Below are 21707 nucleotides of genomic sequence, written 5' to 3'. Positions count from 1 at the left end.
TCAGGGGTTGTCCTTAGAGGGACTCGTTTTCGCCCCCTTGGATTTTGAGTAACAAAAAGCCCAAGCCCAGACCCACTAAAATCAGGGTAAAGGACAATATAGCTGCATTAAAAATCTCACCGCTCATCGGTTGTAGGCTCCTTGGGAATCAATTAAAAAGTTTAGAGTATTTTAAGCTGAAAGCTGTGAAAACTTTCTTTACACAAACACCTGTCAATCTCACGCAACGGCAAGACCGTCCTCGGTTAGCTGTAACACTGGGAGATCCGGCGGGGATTGGGCCAGAAGTAGTGCTGAAGGCGTTGGCAGATCCGACGGTTATCCAAAATTGCCAGATTACAGTAGTTGGCAGTCGGGCACTGTTACAAGAAACTTATCATCGATTGACCGGACGACTAAAGTCGCGGCTACACGAACAAAGCCTGCCTCCGCAGGCTTTAGAAGCGGGTGGGGAGGCATCTGAGTTGGTGTCAGCACCGCTGGCAAACCCGGCACAGTTATCAATTCTTGATGTCCCGCTGGACGGGGAAATAGAGCGGCAAATTAATATTGGGACTGGGAATGCTGCTAGTGGCGCGGCAAGTTTTGCTTATATGGAAACTGCGATCGCTCACACTCTTTCGGGTGAGTTCCACGGCATTGTGACTGGCCCGATTGCGAAATCTGCTTGGAAAGCCGCTGGATATGATTTTCCCGGTCAAACAGAACTATTAGCCAAGCGTTCCGGCGTCCAGCAATTTGGGATGTTATTTGTGGCGCGATCGCCTCATACCGGCTGGACACTCCGCACTTTACTTGCTACCACCCATATTCCCCTCCGTCAAGTTGCTGAGGTGCTGACACCGCAGCTGCTGACGAATAAACTTGATTTGCTGGTGGAATGCTTAAAGGCAGATTTTGGGATAGAAAAGGCGAAGATAGCGATCGCGGGTTTAAATCCCCACAGCGGCGAACAAGGGCAACTGGGACGAGAAGAAATAGACTGGTTAATCCCTTGGCTAGAGCAGGAGCGACGGCGACCTCATCTGCAACTGGATGGCCCGATTCCCCCAGATACGATGTGGGTAAAGCCCGGTCAAGCCTGGTTCGGTTCCAATGGCATCTCCCAAGCTCACGATGCTTACCTGGCACTCTATCATGACCAAGGCTTAATCCCCGTTAAACTGATGGCATTTGACCGAGCTGTGAATACTTCTATCGGTCTTCCCTTCATCCGCACCTCCCCCGATCACGGGACTGCTTTTGATATCGCTAGTCAGGGAATTGCCGATGCTACCAGTATGAAAGCAGCGATTCAACTTGGGGCTGAATTAGCAGATCGGAGGATAGCAGCGAACTCCATGTAGCTCTAGCTAGCTAATCAGGTATCGTCAACCAGGTCAAATAGAAAAGAGATCGTTCATGTTTGCATATTTTATTTTTACCGCGATCGCTCAAAGCATCCACTTGAGCGCTCCAAACCTTCCTGCATCTATATCTGAGAACGATCGAGCCAAGTCCGAGCGAATAGCAGCCTCAACAGTACCAACGAACTCCGCCTTCGCAAACTCAAGGTATTTAAAAACCGCACAGAGGGGTTTTGCCGTTTTGCGTGTTGCTTATGTAGCCGCGAATTCTATTCACCAGGGATATTCTCCAGCGTGGGATGCTAGAAACGGTATCTCCTCACAGACACTATTTGTTAAAAGCGATCGCAATCAAAAATTATTTCCTCTTGGTTTTAAAGTTGTTAGAAGTGCGCCAGGAGTTACGCTTTATAACCAAAACTCTGATTATGTGCAAGTTGTTGATTTGAGCCAAGGCGCGTCTGTAAAGTTTCTTTATGGTGAGATTACCAATCTGGGTAAGAGACAAGGCGCTTATGGCGGAAACGATCCTAAGTTGAGACGCCAAACGCTTACACAAGCCTGGGATCATTTCTATTCTTTAAATAAAAAGGCTTTTTCTATCACTAATGGTCAGTTTTTCAGAAATGATACTAACTCCGCCACCATCACTAACTTAGCCTTTCCAGTTAAAGCCAATGGAACCATCATTAGTAACGGCTATGCGGGAGAAAGTGAATTTGCTAGCCAAAAGCTGATGCTTGAAGTTTGGAAGACTCGTGCAAAAATTAGCGCTTTTAAGGGCAAAAATCCTCTTTACTCTTCTTCAGCTCCTAATATCATTGTTGGCTTGAGCGAAAATGCAAATAAATCTATTAATAAAAATCTTGGTAGAACTTTTATGGGAGTTAGAGATGGCGACTCTAACGGTATTTATGAAACAGTTTTAATTTTTAATTCAAGTGATTCGACTCAGTTTCATGCAGCGGAGACACTAAAAAAGTTTGGTGCAGATAAAGTAGTCATGCTCGATGGTGGCGGATCTTCACAGTTGCTGGCTCAGGGTAAAAATTATATTAAATCTACAAGAACCATTCCCCAAACCATCGGTGTGGTAAGCGCTCCGCGAGCTAAGAGTAGGTAGAAATAAGGAGGCGATCGCGTCTCTATATCGATGGTAAAAAAGTACGATCGCTCTTATGGTTTTCTTTATTTATTTACTTTTATTTTACAAATTCATCACCGCCGTTATTTCTCAGTTTCGAGTGAAGTTATTCCTCTGCCAATTCCACATCTAGCTCCCCTGGCGCGAACCGGGGAGTTGTGAATTAAGCATCTCTCGCTTCGCTTAGGTTTGGTCGGTGTGAGTTGGGATTACTCGCTTCGCTGATAGACAACCGGCTCGCGCCGGAAGTGTCTGAGTTGGTATTACTCGCTTTCCCAATAGTTGGTGAGTGTGCGCTTCGCGTTGAGAGGGGGGTGAAGCTTCATTCACTATACTCATTTACCCCAATCCTTTCAATACGGCTCGCGCCGCAAAAGTACGAAATTTATCACTCTTTTAACCTCCTGGTTTCTTACTAGGAGGTTTTTTTCTGGCTTTTTACAGCTTTTATTCCCAAACTAATTTCCTTGAAGCTATTGCTATCAAGGGGAATTCTTGTCAACTTTATTCTTAGGCAAAACTCATGGCATTCTCCCAAAACGAACTTTTCAATCGTCAAGTGGTTTTAGATTTGGTTCGAGTTCTCAATCCAACTTATTCAGTAAAATTTACGGCTTATAAGTATGCCAGATGGGATGCCACTATCTTTAAACCATCAGGTCAAATTGCCTATTATATTGAATCAAAGGTGAGATCCTATTCATCTACTCGTTTTGATTCAGCAATTGTAGGTGATGCAAAAGCACAACTGCGTGAACAATCTAAACAAGCTCCAGTCTATGTTGTCAGTTGGTATCAAAGAAATAATTTGGTTTATCTCTACCCCTTTGCACGCAATGGAATTCTCCACCCATCGCATTCATCAGTCATAAAATCTGGCAAAAATCTCCTCCTACTCCCTTTCCCTTCTAGCTACTGCTACGCTTATTGTAATCGTACTCTCACATTACTCTCAAGACCTGTTTCTACCTTTCAAACGTCTTGAAGTCCTTATATCCTCTCTTTAATTCTCTCGTTGGCTAATCTCCGTTAACCCTCTATACTTTCTAGAAACCATTCCCGATTTGCTACCAAGTCTGACTCCTTCACCTGATACTTGAGGATTTCGGGGATTAGCAATGTGGGGTCGTGATGCTTAGCGATCGCTCTGACATCGATAACTGGCTTATAATTTATCCGCAAGCACTGCTGCCAAAGTTCTACCCACTTAGCTTGCGAAAGATAGCCATGACTGAAGTATGAAGGCTGTACCAGAGCCAAAATATGTAAATGTGGGTGAGCAGATACCCAATCCCGACCTATAGTAACCTCTACAGACTTTATCCAACCTTTTGCAGGCCATGCCTTTAACTCAGTTAATCGCTTAAAAGCTTTGTTCATCCCATCCAAGTTTGTCCGCAAATCCTCAATGTGACAGTTTTTTACAGTCAGAGTAATAAAAAGCCAGCGGTATTTGGGGTAATCAGCGACAACTTTCGGGAGAATTTTATAAGCTTTCGCCTTCCACATGAGACTTCGCCGCCACTGACAAACCGGACAATGACGAACGCGACAAAATCGGGTATTTGATAGCTTAAAGTTGAGCGAACCTTCGGATGCTGGCACTAATCGAAACTCCAGCCACTCGGAACAGGTACTAACCCGATGAGCATAGCGATTGAAACCACCATTTCCAGCGCCAGCGTAGTGCTTAGAAACTATATCCGCATTTGCTCGGTGCTTTTCCCAAGTGTTGCCTTTTGGGGAGATATCAGATAATCCTAATGCATCTGTACTTGGTTCACACTTGTCTTGAGGTGAGACACTAAAAGGAATCAAGCTTCCGTTTGCGGCTTTATCAGACATGAACCCCCCTGCTATGTTTGATTTACTGCGATCAACTCAAACTATCAGGGGGTTCTACATTCATCCATCCGTTGAAATACGTAAATCAATCCGCTGAATTACTTTTCTCCTGTATGGGATAACACCGTTGCTGGTACAGTTAAAAAAATTTTTCTAAGTTGATAATGCGCGATCGCTTAACCATCTAGCACCAATAAAAAAGCGCGATCGCATCTACCTATAACTCACTATTTAACTGTAAATAAACCCTATTAAATGTCAAAATACATTTTTTTAAAACTTCGTGTTGCTAAAAACCGTATTGATTAAAATGGATGGTGTCTCAAGTCGTGGCAATAGATATCTATAGCAATTCTATCTCAGTTGTGAGCCAGCAGTTCAGATTCCCGACTTCTTAGAGAAGTCGGGAATCTCGCCTTTAGAAGTGTTATAGACAGTACGGCTCAATAACCTTGTCTATCCGCTCCTAAATAAATTTTGCTTAAACCTTTGCAAATTAGGTAAACCAAGTAGATGGAGAAAAACTCTGTTCAGATGAGTTAGAAAGTTGATGTTTAATCCAATCTCTCTTCTTTTGGATAACCTCGAAAATTCCTTGGCGAATTACTGTTTCTATGTGCAGCTTTCTTTCTCCAGAGCAGTAACGACGATTGCATTGCTCTGAAATTTTTTGACCATCCTCAATCACAGCGTATACGTTAGGAACTCGACTCAAGGTATAGGTCATTAATTCTTTATATAATCTAGAATTTAAAAAAGTTCCTTACTCAAAATACTCTTGTTCATTATCTAAAATTTTAGCAATTTCATCGGCAACCCATAACATTGTTAAATTGATGGTTCGATCAGCCATTTCAACCTCACTTTTTCTCAAATTAACATTCTGGTTTTGTCTAATTAATTTTATAACTTATGGCTATTGCTAAAAGTTAAGTTTATTCAGTTTGTTACTTTTAAAATATCAAAGTTTTGTCCAAAACTGCTGATTTTAAAACTAAATATACCCACTCGCATTTTCTAAAAGGTTTCTAAGTAAAGAGGCAGATAAAATTCAGTTGCTTTTGAAGAGACCAAAATAGTACCTATAAGCTGGATAATAGGTAATAAATTCCCCTAAACATAAAATTTAAGAGTTTCTTGATTAGAGGGTTTTGTTAACATCGGCTGTTTTGTAAGTTCAAGGCATGAGTATTAACATGAAACTCACCTTAAATTGGATTAATATCAATTTTATCAAGTCCAGAGAGAGCATACTGGATTAATCGCTTCTAGCCTATGCCGACTAACCCAGCCTGCATTAAAAGGAGGTCGTCAGATTGGGAAACAGACTCTAGCCTGTTTTGAATTTAAGATTACGTTTCAAATGTAAAAAACTAGGGAATAAATCGGGAAGAAATCGGGAAAAAAAGGTAAAGTTATGTCAAGAAAATTTTGCTAGTGATGTTCAACAAAGCATCAGGTTACGATAGCTGTTTAAGGCGATACCCGATACTGTGAACTGTCTCAATAAAATCGGGAGGCGCTCCTGTTGCCCTGAGTTTCTGCCGAAGGCTTTTAATATGGGCTTTGACAGTCTCCTCCTCTGGGGGTTCCTCAAGAGACCATACGTGTTCGATGATACTACTGCGGCTGAGTACGCGCCGACCATTGCGAAGGAACAGCTCCAATAAAGAATACTCCTTGCGGGTTAAGTGCAAGGATTGCTCAGCATAGCTAACTTCATAGGTACTAGGGTTAAAGCGCAAGCTGCCCCACTCTAGCACCGGAGATGCGGAGGAACTCCCTCGACGCAACAAAGCCCGTATCCGGGCTAATAACTCTGGCAAATCGATCGGTTTAACGACATAATCATCCGCTCCAGCATCTAAGCCGGTGACTTTATCCGCGCTGGTGTCGCGGGCGGTAATCATCAAGATTGGCTGGTTGTAGTCATGAGAGCGCAATCGACGGCAAAGGCTTATGCCATCTAGCTTAGGAAGCATTACATCCAACAAAATCAAGTCATACGTAAGGATTTGGACTTGCTCCCAAGCAGTTTCTCCATCTGTAACCACATCAACCACATAAATTTGGTCAGTAAGAGCTTCTACTAAAGCTTCCGCAAGATGCAAATCATCTTCTATGAGAAGGATTCTCATTGCATAAATTTTTTTTAATTATATAGTGAATGGAAACAAAGACGACCCAAAAAGTCTTTTGCTGACAAACCTGCCTTATAAATACAATATCATTTATTGTTGGAAAAATTAGCTCGACATAAACAGTCGTTTCAGCAGAAAGTACCTGTTATGAAAGGGTCTACTAAAAAAACAATTACGATCGGCGGTTTAGGGTTGGCATTGTTGCTACTCGTTGCACCGAGTACAGCTTCATATTGGAGCATGACTCGACTGATTGAAAGCTATGAATGGGTACAGCAGACTGACGAAGTTGTGCAGAACCTTGAAGAAATTTTTTCCCCGCTGAAGGATATTCAAGCAAAGGAACGCAACTACATCCTAACGGGCAACGAAAATTGGCTGAACGTCGAGCTTGCTGCTAGTCAGGAAATTGGCTCAAAAATCCCAAAGCTCCGAAAGTTGAGTGTTGATAATTCCCAGCAACAAACTAAGCTAAATGTGCTTGAATCCTTAGTGGCGAAAAAACTCGCTGTATTCAAAAAGTTGATTTCCCTGCGGCAGAACAATGGCAACGATCCGGCGTTACAGATTGCCCTATTCGAGCAGGAGCAAAAGCGTCAGGGTGAGCGCCAGTTAATCCAGCAGATGCAGAACGACGAGCAAGAGTTTTTACAGCAGCGATCGCTAGCAGTATCAACCAACGCCCATAATATAATCTTGATGCATTATATGGGCACTGGCTCGATATTTTTGCTTTTATGCTGGGTCTACTTCCTTCTTTATAGCGAAAATACGAAGCGCAAACGCGCAGAGGAGGCGCTACGAAAGGTTAATGAGGAACTAGAAATCAGAGTTCAGGAACGAACCGCAGAGATAGCTAGTACCAATGAATTACTGCTGGCTGAAATTATCGAGCGCCAGCGAGCCGAAGAGGCGTTACATCTGACCCAATTTTGTGTCGATGGGGCGGTATATGCGATCGCTTGGATCGATCTACAGGCGCGGTTTGTATATGTAAACGACGCCCTTTGCCATTCAGTCGGTTATTCACGGGAAGAATTACTCTCAATGAGCCTACCTGACGTAAATCCGGACATTGCCCCAGCAGTCTGTCCAGATATTTGGCAAGCGATCAAGCAACGCGGTTCTCTCTCTCTGGAGTCTCATCATCGTCGCAAAGATGGCAGGATATTCCCTGTGGAGATAACAGGCAATTACTTGCAGTTTAAGGGCAAAGAGTACGCTAGTTTTTTTGCTCGCGATATTAGCGATCGCCAACAAGCAGAATTAGCTCTCCGAGAGAGCGAACAACGGTTACAGGCAATTCTAGATAACTCCCCGGCAGCTATCTACCTTAAAGACACTTCTAGCCGATACATTTTGGTCAATCGCCAGTTTGAAAATTTATTGCACGTCACCAGAGAGCAAGTTCTCGGTAAGAACGATTACGATATATTTCCGCAGGAAATCGCAGATAGGTTGGTATCGAATGACAAAATAGTGCTTGAATCTGGAAGTTCCTTTGAGTTTGAAGAACTCATTCCTTGCCGCGACGGCATCCGCACTTACTTATCGCTGAAGTTTCTCATTTATAACTCCCAAGGGATTCCCTACGCAATTTGCGGCATCTCCACCAATATTAGCGATCGCAAAGCTGCTGAAGAAGCACTGAGAATTAGTGAGGAACGCTTTCGGATTGCGCTCAAAAATTCACCTATGGTTGTCTTCAATCAAGACACCGATTTACGCTACACCTGGGTACATCATCCCACTTCAAGGCTCGTTGAGGAAATTTTAGTCGGGAAATTAGAATCAGAAGCCCTTTCGCCTGAAGATGCCCAACGGCTGGCAGCGATTAAGCGCCGAGTGTTGACAACCGGAATCGGAACGCGCAAACAGACATTTATTACAGTTAACGGAGAAATTCGCCACTACGATTTGACCGTAGAGCCGTTGCGTAATCCCACGGGGGAAGTTGTTGGCATTACCGGCTCAGCGATGGATATTACCGACATCCGTTCCAGGGAAGAACAACTGCGAGCAATCTTCGAGAGCGCACTCGAAGTGATATTAATTACAGATGACGAGGGCACATATGTAGAAGGGAATCCAGCCGCCTGTCAACTGTTGGGACTGCAACTTTCAGAACTTCTGGGAAAGCGGATTGCAGACTTTATGGAGCCTAGTTTTGATTTTAAACAGGCATGGCACAACTTCCAAAAACAAGGGCAGGCAACTGGAGAATTGCGTCTCCTGCATCCGGATGGAACCGTGCGAGAAGTTGAGTATGCGGCTAAAGCCAATTTTCTTCCTGGGCGACATCTATCGGTGCTACGCGACATCACCGTGCGTAAGCAAGCGGAGGCAGCGCTGCGGGAGAGCGAGGCTCGCTTCCGCATGATGGCTGATAGCGCCCCCGTCATGATCTGGATGTCCGATCATGACGCACTTTGTACGTTTTTCAACCAGACTTGGCTAAACTTTACCGGACGGACTCTAGAGCAAGAAATCGGTAATGGTTGGTTGGAAGGCGTGCATCCTGAAGATACTCAGCATTGTTTAGATACCTACTTATCGGCTTTCAATGCCCGAATGTCCTTTTGTATAGAATATCGGTTGAGACAGGCTGATGGCGAATACGGTTGGGTTTTAGATAAAGGAGTTCCCCGGTTTACAACAGAAGAAGATTTTGCTGGTTATATCGGCACCTGCCTCGACATCACTGAGCGCAAAGCTAACGAGGAAGCCCTGAGAGAAAGCCAACGTTTCATCCAGAAGATTGCCGATACAACTCCCAATTGGCTCTACATTTATGACCTGATTCAAGATTGTAACGTTTATGCCAATCGCCGAACGGAAGATTTTTTTCAATGCACCCAGGCAGAAATCCAAGCATTAGGTTCGCGGATTTTATCAGATTTTTTACACCCAGAAGATTTTTCTAAACTTGATGAATTCTACAAAGAATTTGCCGCCACTAAAGAGGGTCAAGTAGTCGAAAAAGAATACTGCATGAAAAACGTCAGGGGTGAATGGCGTTGGTTTCATATCTGTGAAGTTGTTTTTACGAGAACCGCTGACGGCAGACCCGAACAGATCCTGGGTACAGGGGTAGACATCACCGATCTTAAGAAGGCTGAAGAAATGCGTCTGGCGCTAGAAAGAGAAAAAGAACTGAGTCAACTTCAGCAGCGCTTCTTTTCGATGGTTTCTCATGAATTTCGCACTCCAATTAGCACTATCTTACTCTCTGCCCAATCCCTAGAACATTCCTTCCAGCGATGGTCAAAAGAAAAAGTGGTGAAGAATATTGTTCGCATTCAAGCTAGTGCTAAACACATGGTTCAGCTATTAGAAGATATTCTGATAATTAATAGAGCGGAAGCCGGGAAACTAGAATTCCACCCTTCGTCTATTGATCTCAAAAAAATCTGCTACTACTTAACGGAAGAAATGCGGTTAATTGCTGGCAGTAAAAATTCAATAATCTTTGTTAGCCAAGGGGATAGTTCAGAATCAGCAATAGATGAAAAACTTCTGCGCTCAATTGTTAACAATTTACTCTCCAATGCGATTAGATACTCACCCCAAGGCAGTCAGATTCATTTTTCCCTCGTTTGCGATCGCCAAGTGGCAATCCTCGAAATTACCGATCGAGGTATTGGCATTCCGCCAAAAGACCAACCCCATCTATTTGAGCCGTTTTATCGAGGGGAAAATGTTGGCAATATCGCTGGTTCGGGATTAGGGCTAACCGTGACTAAAAAGTGTGTGAATTTACACGGGGGCACAATTACGGTGAAGAGTCAAGTCGGGGTGGGAACCACCTCCACTGTGAGATTGCCTTTAAAGGGCGCTGTAGGGATGGGGAGTCTCGATCTCGGCTAGAGCAGTTATACCATTCTGAGGGTAGACGGCTTCGAGCGCACCCACCTAGTAAAGTAAGAAAAGTAGCTCAATTGACTAAGATTGGCATTTAATAGCAAGATAAGTCATGACTTCTTGGCGCGATCGCTTCAATCAAATCAGTGGCAAAAGCCGCTTTGTAGTCTGTCGTTTGTTTATCCATCTAGCAGGTGCAGAGGTTGCGCCTCTGTTGGGAGTTCTGAATCGTGCTGCTAGAGAAGCAGTCGAAGCTGACGGGGATCTGCAAATTTTGGGCGAAGGACTGGTTGAAATTTGCCAAAACCTCTTACAGTACGATACTTACTGGCAATCCGCAGCAAATGAAGGCGACGTTTTCTGGGATGAAGGTGAAGCTGGAGACTACGTGAATGAATTGTTCACAGACTCTGCTGAACGCTATTTGAGCGAACCAGACTTCAGTCAATCCTCTCATGGAAAAGATGAACCCTTATCATTGCCGGTCACTCGCAACTTGATTGTGATGATTACGGTGGCTTACGAGGGAGAAGTTCCCGTACTCGAAAGCGATCTCGCCAATCTTAGTGCGCTCAAAGAAGGTCTAAAAACCTTGATTAATCTGCACTATCAGGAAAAACTGCGAGCAATACAAGTTCACTTTTCTCCAGCGCAGTTGGGTGATGAACTGACAAACGATCAATTGTTGCTGAATTTTCCAGAACTGATTCCCCTTTAATGGCTAATATCTTCCTCATCAAAACTATTAATCAATTTATGTTACGTAGATTGACCATTCTTTTCATGTCCCTGACGTTGTGTTTGACCACCGTAGCTTGTGGTGGCCCTACAACGACAACCCAAGCCCCATCTCAGAATCGAGACTTCAACACAACGACCGCTCAAACTCGGCTGCCTGAAGGACAATATCCAGTGCAACAGGCAACCTACAATGATGCCAATGGGGAATACACAGTCATGTTGCTCAATACCCCTCCGGGCACACCGGCTGTTTATCGCAGTACAGATTTGCAAATGGCGCGTCTGACAGACGAAGAAATTAAGTCGGGTCAGAAGGGTTATCTGAAAACAGCTAACGGTCAGGCATCTCTACACATTCCAGAAGACTTCAAAATAGAATACGTTCACAACGTCACTGAAACTCGATCCGACCCTCAAACAGGTCAACCCCAAACGGTTGTAGTGCGTCAGCAATCAAGCTTCTGGACGCCTTTTGCAGGAGCATTGGCGGGTCAAGCGATAGGCAGCTTGTTGTTTTCGCCGCGTTACTATGTGCCGCCAGTGTATCAACCAGGCGGAATTTTGAGAGGTTACGGCGGATATGGCAACACTTATGGTCAAGCGGTTCAGCAATACCAAACCCGCTACCAAGCGCCGCCACCTGCTGTTACAAATCGTCAAACCTTGCGGACGACCGGGCGCTTAAGATCGCCTTCATCCAGTCAACCGACCACCATTCGTCGAGTGCCGCAAAACGGAAACCGTTCTACTGGGTCGGGTTATGGTTCCAGCACGCTGCGTCGGTCTGACCGATCGACTCCCAGCCGCGCTAATCGAAGTCCCAGTTTTGGCAGCGGAGGGCGATCGCGTCCCAGTCGCAGTCGGGGAGCTTTTGGTTCTGGTGGCAGACGCCGCTAATTAGCGGGAGGATGGGCATCCCGAAACCTCTCCCCGCTTTTCCGGGAGGGGGACTCAGCCGCAGGGTCTGACCGTTCATCTCATGTTCGGTCAGACCCTGCGGTTGTGGGATGAAGTTAAGCCAAACAAAAAACGCCCAACAAAAACTTGAGGGCGTCGATCATCAGGGTGCATCTACTAAATATTAGTTTAACTCACTGAGGGGTCTGACCCCTCACCTCAAAAAAAGATTGTTATAAAACTTCACAATAGCTTTTTCAGTTTATTAACGCTACATCTGTGATTCCTCTTTGCCACCAGAAGGCGCGTCTAGCAGCTTCTGAGAATCGATCTGCACTCCGCGCATACCCTGAGCGATCGCTAGCCCCAAAAACAAAAAACGCCCAACAAAAACTTGAGGGCGTCGATCATCAGGGTGCATCTACTAAATTCAATATACCCCAGTGAGGGGTTAGACCCCCCACCCCTAAGAGAGATTGTTATAAAACTTTACATTTCCTGGGAAGTGCAGAGGGCGATATACCTCAATACGGTTCATTTAGAGCTAAAAATCCAAAATCTGCGTAGTAGCGCGTCTAGCCTAAATTACTGGCTTGTGTATTGATGAAAGCAATAGCAACCAACACTTTTTAACTTTGCTTCCCCAACATTTTAGAGTAGACGCGCTAGTAGGTTGGGTTGAGGAACGAAACCCAACAAATGCTTATGCGTGTTGGGTTTCGTTCCTCAACCCAACCTACAACTATTTGGGAGTGAACCGTATTGGATCTTACCCACCAGGAGGGTTGAAGGATGCTTGCAGTCAATCCAGACAAAGCGATGCGCGTGAAACCTAGCTACAGCCTAGAGTAAAGAGATGCCTGAGAGACACACCAAGCGATCGCACCAGTGCTGGGGAACGCGATCTCAAAGGGAGCCGACACAACCGAGATTAGGATAGTCTTTCAGGCTTTCTAACTGCACCGCCTTCATCCAATCGGTGAATGCCTTCCTATCCCTGTCATTTAGTTAGTTGAATTTTTCCAGCGTCGCTGTTATCCAAAGGGAATTCGCCCAAAATAGTATCAGCAGTTTCGGTCGTAGCAATGCTATATTTGATAGCCGTTATCGTTCTTATTTAAATTTGTTTCTACAAATTGGCGACTACCTAGGGCGTAAATTCTAAATCCGATCTATACTAATCCCTCAGGTGATTCCCTGTATTTTTGCTAATAAAAGTTTACCCATTAGGGTGATGTGGAAAGGAGGTGAGGAGGGAAACATGGTAATAGCTTGATGTAGTGACCCTAAACCAGGCAACTTGACAACCAAGTAGCCTACATATTCGATTTCAAGAGGTTTTGGATATGTCCTTGCTGTTTCTAATCCCTTTAGCAATCTCGATAGCATCGGCCTTCGTCATCTTTGAGAATTCTCACGATGAAGTTGCCTTGCTTGCTGCATCAGCAGCATCTGTCAGCTTGATTCTATGTTTGCTCTTTTTACCTTGGCAAGTCCAGCTTTTGCTGTTGATGTTTGTCTTAACGAGTACTAGACGGGTTTCTGTGCCAAATCAGAGCAAATTTAGGTAAAAAGACCATAAATTTATGCCGCGTCTTCCTGTACAGCGAACTCCAATCCAGTCTCAGTCTAGGTTGTTAGGGCTGGATTTGGTGACGCTGAAACTTAACCTCTAGCTGGAAACATCTGATGAACTGCTGGCATTTAGAACAGCAGCTATCGTTTACAAGTTTTTCAGATGAAATAATCGACTCTCAATGAGTTTACTGCTTTGGTAGGTATATCGCTGTTTGCCCTGCCAACCCAGAGGTTAAAAGACGCGATCGCTGGAACCTCTACACCCAGAGCCGAAACTGCCCTTTCTTAAACACAATCTTTACCGATGCGACCTTGTGCTTTTCGCCTCAATATTACCCATCGAATGAAGCCGGTGTCGCCAATTGTGACTGGAGAATATTTAGAATCGCCCAGTCGGGTGAATGCACCCAAAGAATTAGTTGCAACGATGGGAATGCAAGCCTCTGTTCTTTCCCAGCCGATTTTAGAAACAGAAGCGATCGCCTCTAGTTGAACTCATTTCAAGAGGTGTTCAAGATGAACGCAATTCCAACTTCTTTGCAGACCGAGACACCCGCCACAACCCACGACATTCTTGATGTACAGCAAACACACTGCTGCATTGTCGGTGGAGGACCTGCGGGGGCTGTCCTAGCGCTTCTCCTAGCCCGTCAAGGCATCCCAGTGATGTTGCTGGAGGTACACAAGGATTTTGACCGCGATTTTCGGGGAGACACCATTCATCCATCGGTGATGGAAATCATGGATCAAATCGGTTTGGCCGATCGCTTGTTGCAGATGCGTCACACAAAGGTTCCCAACCTTACCCTGATGACGACCGAGGGGCCGCTTCGATTTGTTGACTTCAGTCATTTGAAGACGAAGTACCCCTATATCACCATGCTCCCCCAGGTGCATTTCCTGCAATTCATCACAGAAGAGGCGAAACATTATCCAAATTTTCAGATGGTGATGGGGGCGAACGTGCAGGAGTTGATTGAGGAAAACGGGGTCATCCAGGGTGTACGCTACCGGGGACACGGCGGCTGGCATGAAGTGCGAAGTCAACTGACTGTCGGTGCAGACGGACGCTTCTCTCGCATTCGGCAATTAGTCGGGATGGAGCCGATCAAGACTTCGCCGCCAATGGATGTGCTTTGGTTTCGCTTACCTCGCCAAGCCGACGATCCCGAAGATACAATGGGGCGCGTTGCTGGCGGTCGCCTTTTGGTTCTGCTCAACCGCTTTGATTATTGGCAGGTTGGCTATGTAATTCCCAAGGGTAGCTATCAACAGCTGCGGGAAGCAGGTTTAGAAACTTTGCGTCAGTCTGTTGCTGAGATAGCACCCCTGTTTGCAGACCGGATGCAAGAATTGCATGATTGGACTCAAGTGGCGCTGCTCACAGTTGAGTCAAGCCGCGTCAAGCGTTGGTATCGCCCTGGTTTGCTGCTGATTGGCGATGCGGCTCACGTCATGTCGCCAGTTGGTGGAGTTGGCATTAACTACGCGATTCAGGATGCAGTGGTCGCTGCAAATGTGCTGGGTGAGCCGCTGAAAAAAGGATTGCAAGAAAGCGACTTGGCGAAAGTACAGCGCCAACGGGAGTTACCGACGCGGATTATCCAAGCATTTCAGTCTTTGGTTCAGCAGCAGGTTATTGCGAGGGCGATTGACTCGACCCAGGCATTTAAGCCGCCATTCTTCCTTCGTTTACCCATTTTGCGCGACATTCCGGCGCGGTTAATTGCCTTTGGCGTATGGCCTGTTCGCATCAAGAAAAGCATCCTAGCAGTTGAAACCGCAGCTACACAAACGAAACCTGCTCCCGACAGGTTACAAAACCCTTAATTTTCGGTTAGTCCGCGCTTTTGGGACTGGGAATGCAATCGCCCTAGAATTCCATTCTGAGGCTTGGTGCAAGATCGGGGCTTACGCAACAGCACCACATCTGAGGGCAACCACAGAGGGATTGAACCGACAAGAACGCTATATGTATAAGCTTTGCGTAAGTCCTGAAGATGTGAGGAAACGGTATTAGCGTGCAAAGGGTGTTAGCTGGAAAGCTTGAGTTTTGCCGTTATAAGTACCGATGCCGACAATGACTCCGCGATCGCTAATGTCGGTAGCACTGGTTAAATTCCAACCCGAATTAGCCGGAATGACGCGATTGAGATCAATCATCCGATCGCCACTGTAAAGGAAGGCGCGAGGAATGCGGCTGGCATTTTCCGCTTCACCGACCACTTGCCCACGATTGTTGATACTGTTAGCGATGCTGCTTTGTCCGCCTAAAGTGCCGAGATCCATCATTTTGCCATTCCTGTAGAGGAAGGCTTGAGGTTGATGATTCGCAGTGTCTGCCACCCCAACCACCTGACCTTGGTTGTTGATAGCATTAGCGGTGCTGCTTTGTCCGCCTAAAGTACCGAGGTCAGTTTTTTGACCGCCGCTGTAGAGGAAAGCTTTGGGAATGCGATCGCGATTCTCTGCAAAACCGACTACTTGCCCGTTTTCATTGATGTCGTTCGCGTAGCTGTTCAAACCCCCGAAGGTGCCGAGGTCAATCTTCTTGCCGTTACTGTACAGGAAGGCGTGCGCCTTATCGTTGCTAGTGTCGGCAAATCCGACTATCTGACCTTTACTATTAATACTTCTGGCATCGCTGCTTTTACCGCCAAGGGTGCCGAGGTCGGTTGTTTTGCCATTTTTGTAAAAGAAGGCGTGATAATTTTCATTGGCAGTCATTACACCGACTATCTCCCCGTTCTCATTGATACTCGTAGCGGCGTTGTAGCGGCTCTTAAGACTGTTAATTTCACTCATTTTGCCATTGCTATAGATGAAGGCTTTTTGGGTACTGTCGTTAGGGTTAAAAAATCCAACCACTTGATCGTTATTATTAATTTTTTTGGCAACGCTGGCACGGCTATTGAGGGTGTCAAGATTGACGATGCTGTAGCGTTGACCTGCGGGAATTTGTGTCTGTGATGGCTGGGCATTGCCTGATGAGTGAAGGGTGACGCGGGCAGCAACAACCAATCCACCCAGTGCTGTGATAATTCCTAAAATAGCGATCGCTTTATTAGTAAAATTCATGATGACGCGATACCTGAAAAATTCAAGGGAAAGGCAAATATCGGTTGTGCCCGTTCTCCTCGACTAGCGATCGCCAGCGATAGTTGCTAATTCGATCGGAATTCCCCAAGAGGATTAGTTATTTCTACTGGTATCCCGCTGCTTGCAACGTGAACAATCGAGCATAGCGTCCCCCAGCTTTCAATAATTCCTCGTGACTTCCCTGTTCTATCACCTTTCCGGCTTCCAAAACTACAATCTTGTCAGCCATTCGCACCGTCGAGAAGCGGTGGGAAATTAGGAGAACCATCTGGTTTTTTGTAACTGTCCGAAAGCGGTCGAAAATCATCACTTCCGCCTCTGCGTCCATCGCCGCCGTTGGTTCATCCAATACCAAGATATCTGCTTTAGTTCGCATAAAAGCGCGGGAAAGGGCGATTTTTTGCCACTGACCGCCAGAAAGTTCCGTTCCTCCTCTAAACCATCGTCCTAACTGAGTCTGAAACCCGTCTGACATCGTTTCGATAAAAGGTTTCGCCATGCCTTTTTCTGAGGCAATTTCCCAGTGTTTTTCGTCTTCTAAGTAGTTGACATCCCCAACGCCCACATTCTCTCCTACCGTGAACTGGTAGCGGACGAAGTTCTGGAAAATCACGCCAATCCGTCGATGCAGCACTTCAATATCCCATTCCGGCAAATCCAAGCCATCGAGTAAGATGCGCCCAGAATCGGGTGCGTACAATCGAGTTAAAAGTTTAATTAGCGTGGTTTTTCCAGAACCGTTCTCACCGACAATCGCCAGTTTTTCTCCCGGTTTCAGGTGTAGCGAGACTCCATTTAAGGCAGGTTGAGGACTTCCTGGGTAGGTGAAGTAGACATTCTCAAAACGCACCCCATCATTCGGAAGTACACCCTTAGTTGCCATTCCCCAGGATTTGGGGATGTCTTGTTCTAAAAACTCGTAAAGGTTGGATAAATACAGGTTGTCTTCGTACATTCCCCCAATGGAAGTGAGGGCGGCGGAGAAGGTAGACTGTCCTTGCCGAAACACCATCAGGTACATTGTCATGTCGCCAAGGGAAATCCGACCCGCGATCGCTTCTAGGACAATCCAGGCGTAGGCGAGATAGAAGGCGGCGGTACTCAAACTCCCCAGCAAGTAACCCCAGAATCCTCGCCGTAACGTTAAATCCCGGTCTTCGCCGTACAGTCGAGAGAAGATGTCTTGGTAGCGTTGCAGTAACATCGGTCCCAACTGATACAATTTCACCTCTTTGGCGTAATCTTCCCGCGCAATCAGTGTTTCCAGGTAGTGTTGTTGGCGGGTTTCAGGCGATCGCCAGCGGAACAAGCGAAAAGCTTCTCCAGAAAAGCGCGTTTCGGCGATAAAAGCAGGCAAGGCGGCTACAACCAGTACCACGACTGCCCAAATGGAGAATTGCAGCAGCAAACTGCCGTAGGTGACAAGCGACAGACCACCCTGAATTAAGCTGAAAGTACGGCTGACTAGCGATAAGGGACGACTGGATGCTTCTTGTCGCGCCCGATTCATCTTGTCGTAAAACTCGGAATCTTCAAAGTGGGTGAGGTTGAGTGTGAGTGCCTTTTCTAAAATTAAGACATTCACCCGCTGACCTAACAACACTCGCAGCAAGGACTGACAAACGGATAGACCCCTTTGACTACCTGCCAGCAACAGGACAGCGATCGCTTCCAATCCTACATAACCTAACGCTGACGGGCGATCGCTTTGCAAGCCGGTTTGAGAAGCCAAAACCACCCCATCGACGATTAACTTGCTGACATAGGCAACAGCCGCTGGTAGCAAACCCGCAAATAAGGTTAAAGTGGCAAGAACGATCGTGAGGATGCGGCTAGTAGTCCAGACTAAACTAATCGCGCGATCGCTGTATCGGAAAACTGCTAGAGATTGGCGTAAGCGGTGCCCGATCAGCCTGAAGACATTAAATTTCTGGTGACGACTCATAATCTATTTATAACGTCGTCTAGGCATCGGAAGGAGCAAATGCAATCGCCCCTACAGGCGGTAAAACAACTTCTAGATCGAAGTAGCGATCGCGCAACACTCCCGTAAGCGATCGCAATCCCCATTCTTCACTGCGACGATGACCGACGGCGATAACGCGAATTCCTGTTGCTTCCACAGCAGCTGCCGCTGGTTGTCTCAACTGTCCAGTAATGTATAGATCGGCACCCCGCATTGCCGCCTCGCGGATTAGCGCATCGGTCATTGCCCCAACGACAGCCACTCGCTGGATGTCGCTTCCACTACTAGCAAGTGTTTTATCGTATCCGCCAAAGATTTCACGAACGCTATCGCAGTAACTCACAAAACTCTGTGCAGATATTTCCCCGATCGTACCAATCGGTCGTCCTTCCTTTTCACCCAACACCTCCAATGCAGACATCCCCAGCACATCGGCAAGTCGAGGATTAAAACCCAGTGTCATACGTTCGTCAAAAGCCAGATGATACGCCACCACGCCGACATCGGGTGCTAGTTGTCCCGCCTCCAGCTTCCAGGGACGATGGAAAAATAGGGCATCTAAGTGTTGAGATGTCGCCCATTCAGGCAATCCCGCCCAAGGTTCCAGCGCTAATCCAATCCGACGGATAGGGCGCAAGGAGGGCTGATAAATGCCACCTTGGTCATCACCAAAGCGATGAACGGCAAAGAATCGATCTAAAAATTGTGCAAGATCGTTTAGCGCGATCGCGTCTCCAGTCCATGCAACTGTACTCATGGGCAAAATCTAGCTTGTACAAGTGCTTCATAAAATCCTCTGCTTTCTCTTTCTTGGCGTCCTTGGCGTCCTTGGCGGTTCGTCAAAAAAAGTCTTACAAATCAAAGAGGATTGCTATATAAAGTCAAAGGTTCCACCGTCCCCCCTTAAACTGGTAGCCTATCTCACTTATGGCTCAGTTATGGCTCAGTAGAACTGGAAACCGGATGAATCGGAGAGACTTGCTGCAATTTTTGCGCTTCCAGCACTTCTAGCCTAGCCAGGGATGTAGCAGCGTCCGCTAGCTGTAAAGCCAGATTCACCCGACATACGGGATCTTTTGCTTGCCAAAGATCCCGCGACAGACAATGCACTCGATAGCGGAACATTTTAATGGAGTATGACGGGATGGCTTTAACAGTCATGGTTACAATCTCTTTTCTACAGAAGCTTGAATGCCCAGAAGTACCCGTGCTGGCTCTAGATAGACAAATATCAGTATGATTACTTTGTCGTTAGTACTGATTGTTACATCATAAGTGACTGCTGGCGGTACAACCCGTTCATGCTTCACAACTACAGTGTATTGCCCAATTGGCAGGTCATCAAAGCCCGCATCTGCATGAATCAGGTCAACTGTCTCTTGAGCGATCGCTTGCCCATCTTGCCCAAGTAAAGTAATAAAGGCAATGCCATCAATTGAAGTCAGGGCATGATTCTCCTGATTGCGAATCGTGACATAAATATCGGACATTTACTCAGCCTTTTGTTCCCAGTGTCATGAGTGTATCCGATAACAAAAGCGATCGCTTGATGGTCTGGTAAGGAGAAATTGGTTAAAAGTAGCATCCACAAAAGCGATCGCTTTTGTGTTCAACAATAAAGCCAGCTACAGGGTACCATTGCTGTAGCAAACCCCGATAGAGAGGCGCTATGTTCATCAGCCTGATTGCAGACTACGGAACCGGCGATCCAGCTTTTGCAGAGGTCACGCAACGTCTTTTGATGGCTCTACCTTCCTCCCAGATTTACTGCCTCTCGGTTCCTCCCTTCAGTACCTTGGCGACTGGTTTCTGGATAGCTCAACTCGGACTCAACCCCGGTCCCCAAGAGCGTCTCATTTATCACAACTGCGCTCCTCGCCAAGACGACCCGGAAGCACGGCAAAACAATGAAGGCGAGGGATTAACTTATGCGCTGCTGCCTAACGGCGTCAAAGTGGTGGGTGTATTTGCTGGTTACACCCTCTCTTTTATCAAAGATCATGCTCAAGTTTTGCAAACGGTAAAAGTTTCTAGAGGCGGATCGCAGTTCCGTTCGCGGGATGTGTTTCCTAATGCAGCGGCAGCGATCGCTCAGGGAGACACTAACTATTTGGGGGAAGTCTTGAACGCCAGTCAAATCCCCGATGCACCGAGCGATCGCGTTGCCTGGATCGATGGCTACGGTAACATCAAAACTACAATCCCTGCCGATACCCTCAACCTAAAACCGGAAGAAAAAGTAGTCATTCGTGTCGGGGATGTCGTGAGCGATGCCGTCTACTGTGATGGCAGTTTCCGCGTACCGCAAGGAACTTTGGCGTTTTCACCGGGAAGTTCCGGCTGGAATGCCGCACATGATGGAAAGCCTATCCGTTGGATGGAGTTATTTTTGCGAGGCGGCAATGCTTGGGAACGCTTCGGCAAACCCCGTGTGAATCAAGTAGTGACTCGACTCTAAAAAGGAATTAAAAATTACCCTTTGTTAATTTTTAATTTGGCATTTCTAATTTTATAGCGGCTCTTTAGGAGCATTGCCGATCAGCGCTTGCACCAAATTCCAAAACGCCGAAATAAATGCCGCTCCTAAGACAACAAACATCAACATCGCCAGCCCAGCAAAGGGAGAGGTAATGAATAAGACGATGAACGCGAATAATAGAATCGTCAGTAGTGCCTTGTTCATAGGTGCTGTTTCCTTCCGATTCAGGTGTACTCTCAAAGCATAACTAGCTGGTTTGTTGTAGCGTCCCCTTCTCTGTGCTGAATTAAATATCATCACAGGGGGAGATGTTCTCACAGCGACTAAGTTTTAAAGAAGCGAGGAAGCTGTTAAGAGTGAGCGCTGCGAAGAAGGCGATCGCTTTCACAAATCTTGGCTATCGCAAATAGCCTCTGGTGAATTATCATCGAAACCTCGCGGGAAACCCTGCTGCTTTAGCACAGGGAGGGATAGCGACGGCGTGGTAGCGCCAATCTCTTAAGCGTCTCACAAAATATCTGGTACACTGTGAGACATGACGCAGAAAGCCTTCAAGTACCGCATCTATCCGACTCCTGAGCAAGAAACCTTGCTCAAGAGGACGATGGGC

The 21707-nt window shown here is 46.3% G+C and carries 21 protein-coding genes; 10 read left to right on the top strand and 11 right to left on the bottom strand.

The genetic code is table 11. From position 1 onward, the window contains the following. Positions 1-13: 13 nt before the first annotated feature. On the bottom strand, positions 14-127 hold the full coding sequence (petM, locus tag AC2VDX_RS22900; RefSeq protein WP_378175254.1) for a cytochrome b6-f complex subunit PetM: 114 nt from the start codon (positions 125-127) through the stop codon (positions 14-16). Positions 128-176: 49 nt separating this feature from the next. Between petM and pdxA the strand changes: the two genes are divergently transcribed. The 3 genes from pdxA to AC2VDX_RS22885 all read left to right on the top strand — a co-directional run bounded on the left by pdxA (position 177) and on the right by AC2VDX_RS22885 (position 3475). Beyond that, a complete protein-coding gene (gene pdxA, locus AC2VDX_RS22895) occupies positions 177-1346 on the top strand; it encodes a 4-hydroxythreonine-4-phosphate dehydrogenase PdxA (protein WP_378175665.1) in 1170 nt (389 codons plus the stop codon). A gap of 55 nt (positions 1347-1401) precedes the next feature. Continuing rightward, positions 1402-2469, top strand: coding sequence for a phosphodiester glycosidase family protein (locus tag AC2VDX_RS22890; protein ID WP_378175251.1), 1068 nt, complete (start codon positions 1402-1404; stop codon positions 2467-2469). Between the two features lie 544 nt (positions 2470-3013). After that, positions 3014-3475 carry a hypothetical protein gene (locus AC2VDX_RS22885; protein ID WP_378175248.1) on the top strand — a complete coding sequence of 154 codons (462 nt, stop codon included), beginning with the start codon at positions 3014-3016 and terminating at the stop codon, positions 3473-3475. Between the two features lie 44 nt (positions 3476-3519). Here the strand turns inward: AC2VDX_RS22885 and AC2VDX_RS22880 are convergent, their stop codons facing one another. From AC2VDX_RS22880 to AC2VDX_RS22870, 3 genes are all read right to left on the bottom strand, one after another. Next, positions 3520-4335 carry a protein rep gene (locus AC2VDX_RS22880; RefSeq protein ID WP_378175245.1) on the bottom strand — a complete coding sequence of 272 codons (816 nt, stop codon included), beginning with the start codon at positions 4333-4335 and terminating at the stop codon, positions 3520-3522. Positions 4336-4831: 496 nt separating this feature from the next. Then, a complete protein-coding gene (locus AC2VDX_RS22875; RefSeq protein ID WP_378175242.1) occupies positions 4832-5062 on the bottom strand; it encodes a hypothetical protein in 231 nt (76 codons plus the stop codon). 733 nt (positions 5063-5795) lie between these two features. After that, entirely contained in the window at positions 5796-6473 is a 678-nt protein-coding gene (locus AC2VDX_RS22870) for a response regulator transcription factor (protein WP_378175239.1), read from the bottom strand. 150 nt (positions 6474-6623) lie between these two features. Between AC2VDX_RS22870 and AC2VDX_RS22865 the strand changes: the two genes are divergently transcribed. From AC2VDX_RS22865 to AC2VDX_RS22855, 3 genes are all read left to right on the top strand, one after another. Beyond that, a complete protein-coding gene (locus AC2VDX_RS22865; protein ID WP_378175236.1) occupies positions 6624-10343 on the top strand; it encodes a PAS domain S-box protein in 3720 nt (1239 codons plus the stop codon). A gap of 106 nt (positions 10344-10449) precedes the next feature. Next, complete coding sequence (locus AC2VDX_RS22860) at positions 10450-11055, top strand: DUF1517 domain-containing protein (RefSeq protein ID WP_378175233.1); 606 nt, start codon at positions 10450-10452, stop codon at positions 11053-11055. A gap of 38 nt (positions 11056-11093) precedes the next feature. Next, positions 11094-11975, top strand: a complete 882-nt coding sequence (locus tag AC2VDX_RS22855; protein WP_378175230.1) for a hypothetical protein — start codon at positions 11094-11096, stop codon at positions 11973-11975. Between the two features lie 271 nt (positions 11976-12246). On the opposite strand, the gene AC2VDX_RS22850 is transcribed toward AC2VDX_RS22855, so the two are convergent. Continuing rightward, positions 12247-12396 (bottom strand): hypothetical protein, encoded by a 150-nt coding sequence (locus AC2VDX_RS22850; RefSeq protein WP_378175227.1) that lies wholly within the window; start codon positions 12394-12396, stop codon positions 12247-12249. A gap of 1461 nt (positions 12397-13857) precedes the next feature. On the opposite strand from AC2VDX_RS22850, the gene AC2VDX_RS22845 reads away from it, so the two are divergent. Both AC2VDX_RS22845 and AC2VDX_RS22840 read left to right on the top strand, forming a co-directional pair. Further along, a complete protein-coding gene (locus tag AC2VDX_RS22845) occupies positions 13858-14046 on the top strand; it encodes a hypothetical protein (RefSeq protein WP_378175224.1) in 189 nt (62 codons plus the stop codon). 23 nt (positions 14047-14069) lie between these two features. Further along, positions 14070-15383 (top strand): FAD-dependent oxidoreductase, encoded by a 1314-nt coding sequence (locus tag AC2VDX_RS22840; protein ID WP_378175222.1) that lies wholly within the window; start codon positions 14070-14072, stop codon positions 15381-15383. Positions 15384-15569: 186 nt separating this feature from the next. On the opposite strand, the gene AC2VDX_RS22835 is transcribed toward AC2VDX_RS22840, so the two are convergent. From AC2VDX_RS22835 to AC2VDX_RS22815, 5 genes are all read right to left on the bottom strand, one after another. Then, a complete protein-coding gene (locus AC2VDX_RS22835) occupies positions 15570-16631 on the bottom strand; it encodes a DUF3466 family protein (RefSeq protein ID WP_378175219.1) in 1062 nt (353 codons plus the stop codon). A 124-nt stretch (positions 16632-16755) separates the two neighbouring features. Then, a complete protein-coding gene (locus AC2VDX_RS22830; protein ID WP_378175216.1) occupies positions 16756-18597 on the bottom strand; it encodes an ABC transporter ATP-binding protein in 1842 nt (613 codons plus the stop codon). A gap of 19 nt (positions 18598-18616) precedes the next feature. Beyond that, positions 18617-19375 carry a Nif3-like dinuclear metal center hexameric protein gene (locus tag AC2VDX_RS22825; RefSeq protein ID WP_378175213.1) on the bottom strand — a complete coding sequence of 253 codons (759 nt, stop codon included), beginning with the start codon at positions 19373-19375 and terminating at the stop codon, positions 18617-18619. A gap of 179 nt (positions 19376-19554) precedes the next feature. After that, positions 19555-19779 (bottom strand): hypothetical protein, encoded by a 225-nt coding sequence (locus tag AC2VDX_RS22820; protein ID WP_378175210.1) that lies wholly within the window; start codon positions 19777-19779, stop codon positions 19555-19557. A gap of 2 nt (positions 19780-19781) precedes the next feature. Then, complete coding sequence (locus AC2VDX_RS22815; RefSeq protein WP_378175207.1) at positions 19782-20108, bottom strand: hypothetical protein; 327 nt, start codon at positions 20106-20108, stop codon at positions 19782-19784. A gap of 179 nt (positions 20109-20287) precedes the next feature. Between AC2VDX_RS22815 and AC2VDX_RS22810 the strand changes: the two genes are divergently transcribed. Beyond that, a complete protein-coding gene (locus tag AC2VDX_RS22810; protein ID WP_378175204.1) occupies positions 20288-21076 on the top strand; it encodes an SAM hydrolase/SAM-dependent halogenase family protein in 789 nt (262 codons plus the stop codon). A gap of 51 nt (positions 21077-21127) precedes the next feature. Here the strand turns inward: AC2VDX_RS22810 and AC2VDX_RS22805 are convergent, their stop codons facing one another. Then, positions 21128-21301 (bottom strand): hypothetical protein, encoded by a 174-nt coding sequence (locus AC2VDX_RS22805; RefSeq protein WP_378175201.1) that lies wholly within the window; start codon positions 21299-21301, stop codon positions 21128-21130. Between the two features lie 331 nt (positions 21302-21632). Here AC2VDX_RS22805 and AC2VDX_RS22800 point away from each other — a divergent pair. Next, the coding region (locus tag AC2VDX_RS22800; protein WP_378173165.1) for a helix-turn-helix domain-containing protein at positions 21633-21707 on the top strand (75 nt) is incomplete at its 3' end.

This window comes from Coleofasciculus sp. H7-1 (assembly GCF_057473865.1).
The sequence above is the reverse complement of the archived record's forward strand: the minus strand, read 5'-3'. Positions and strand labels throughout refer to the sequence as shown.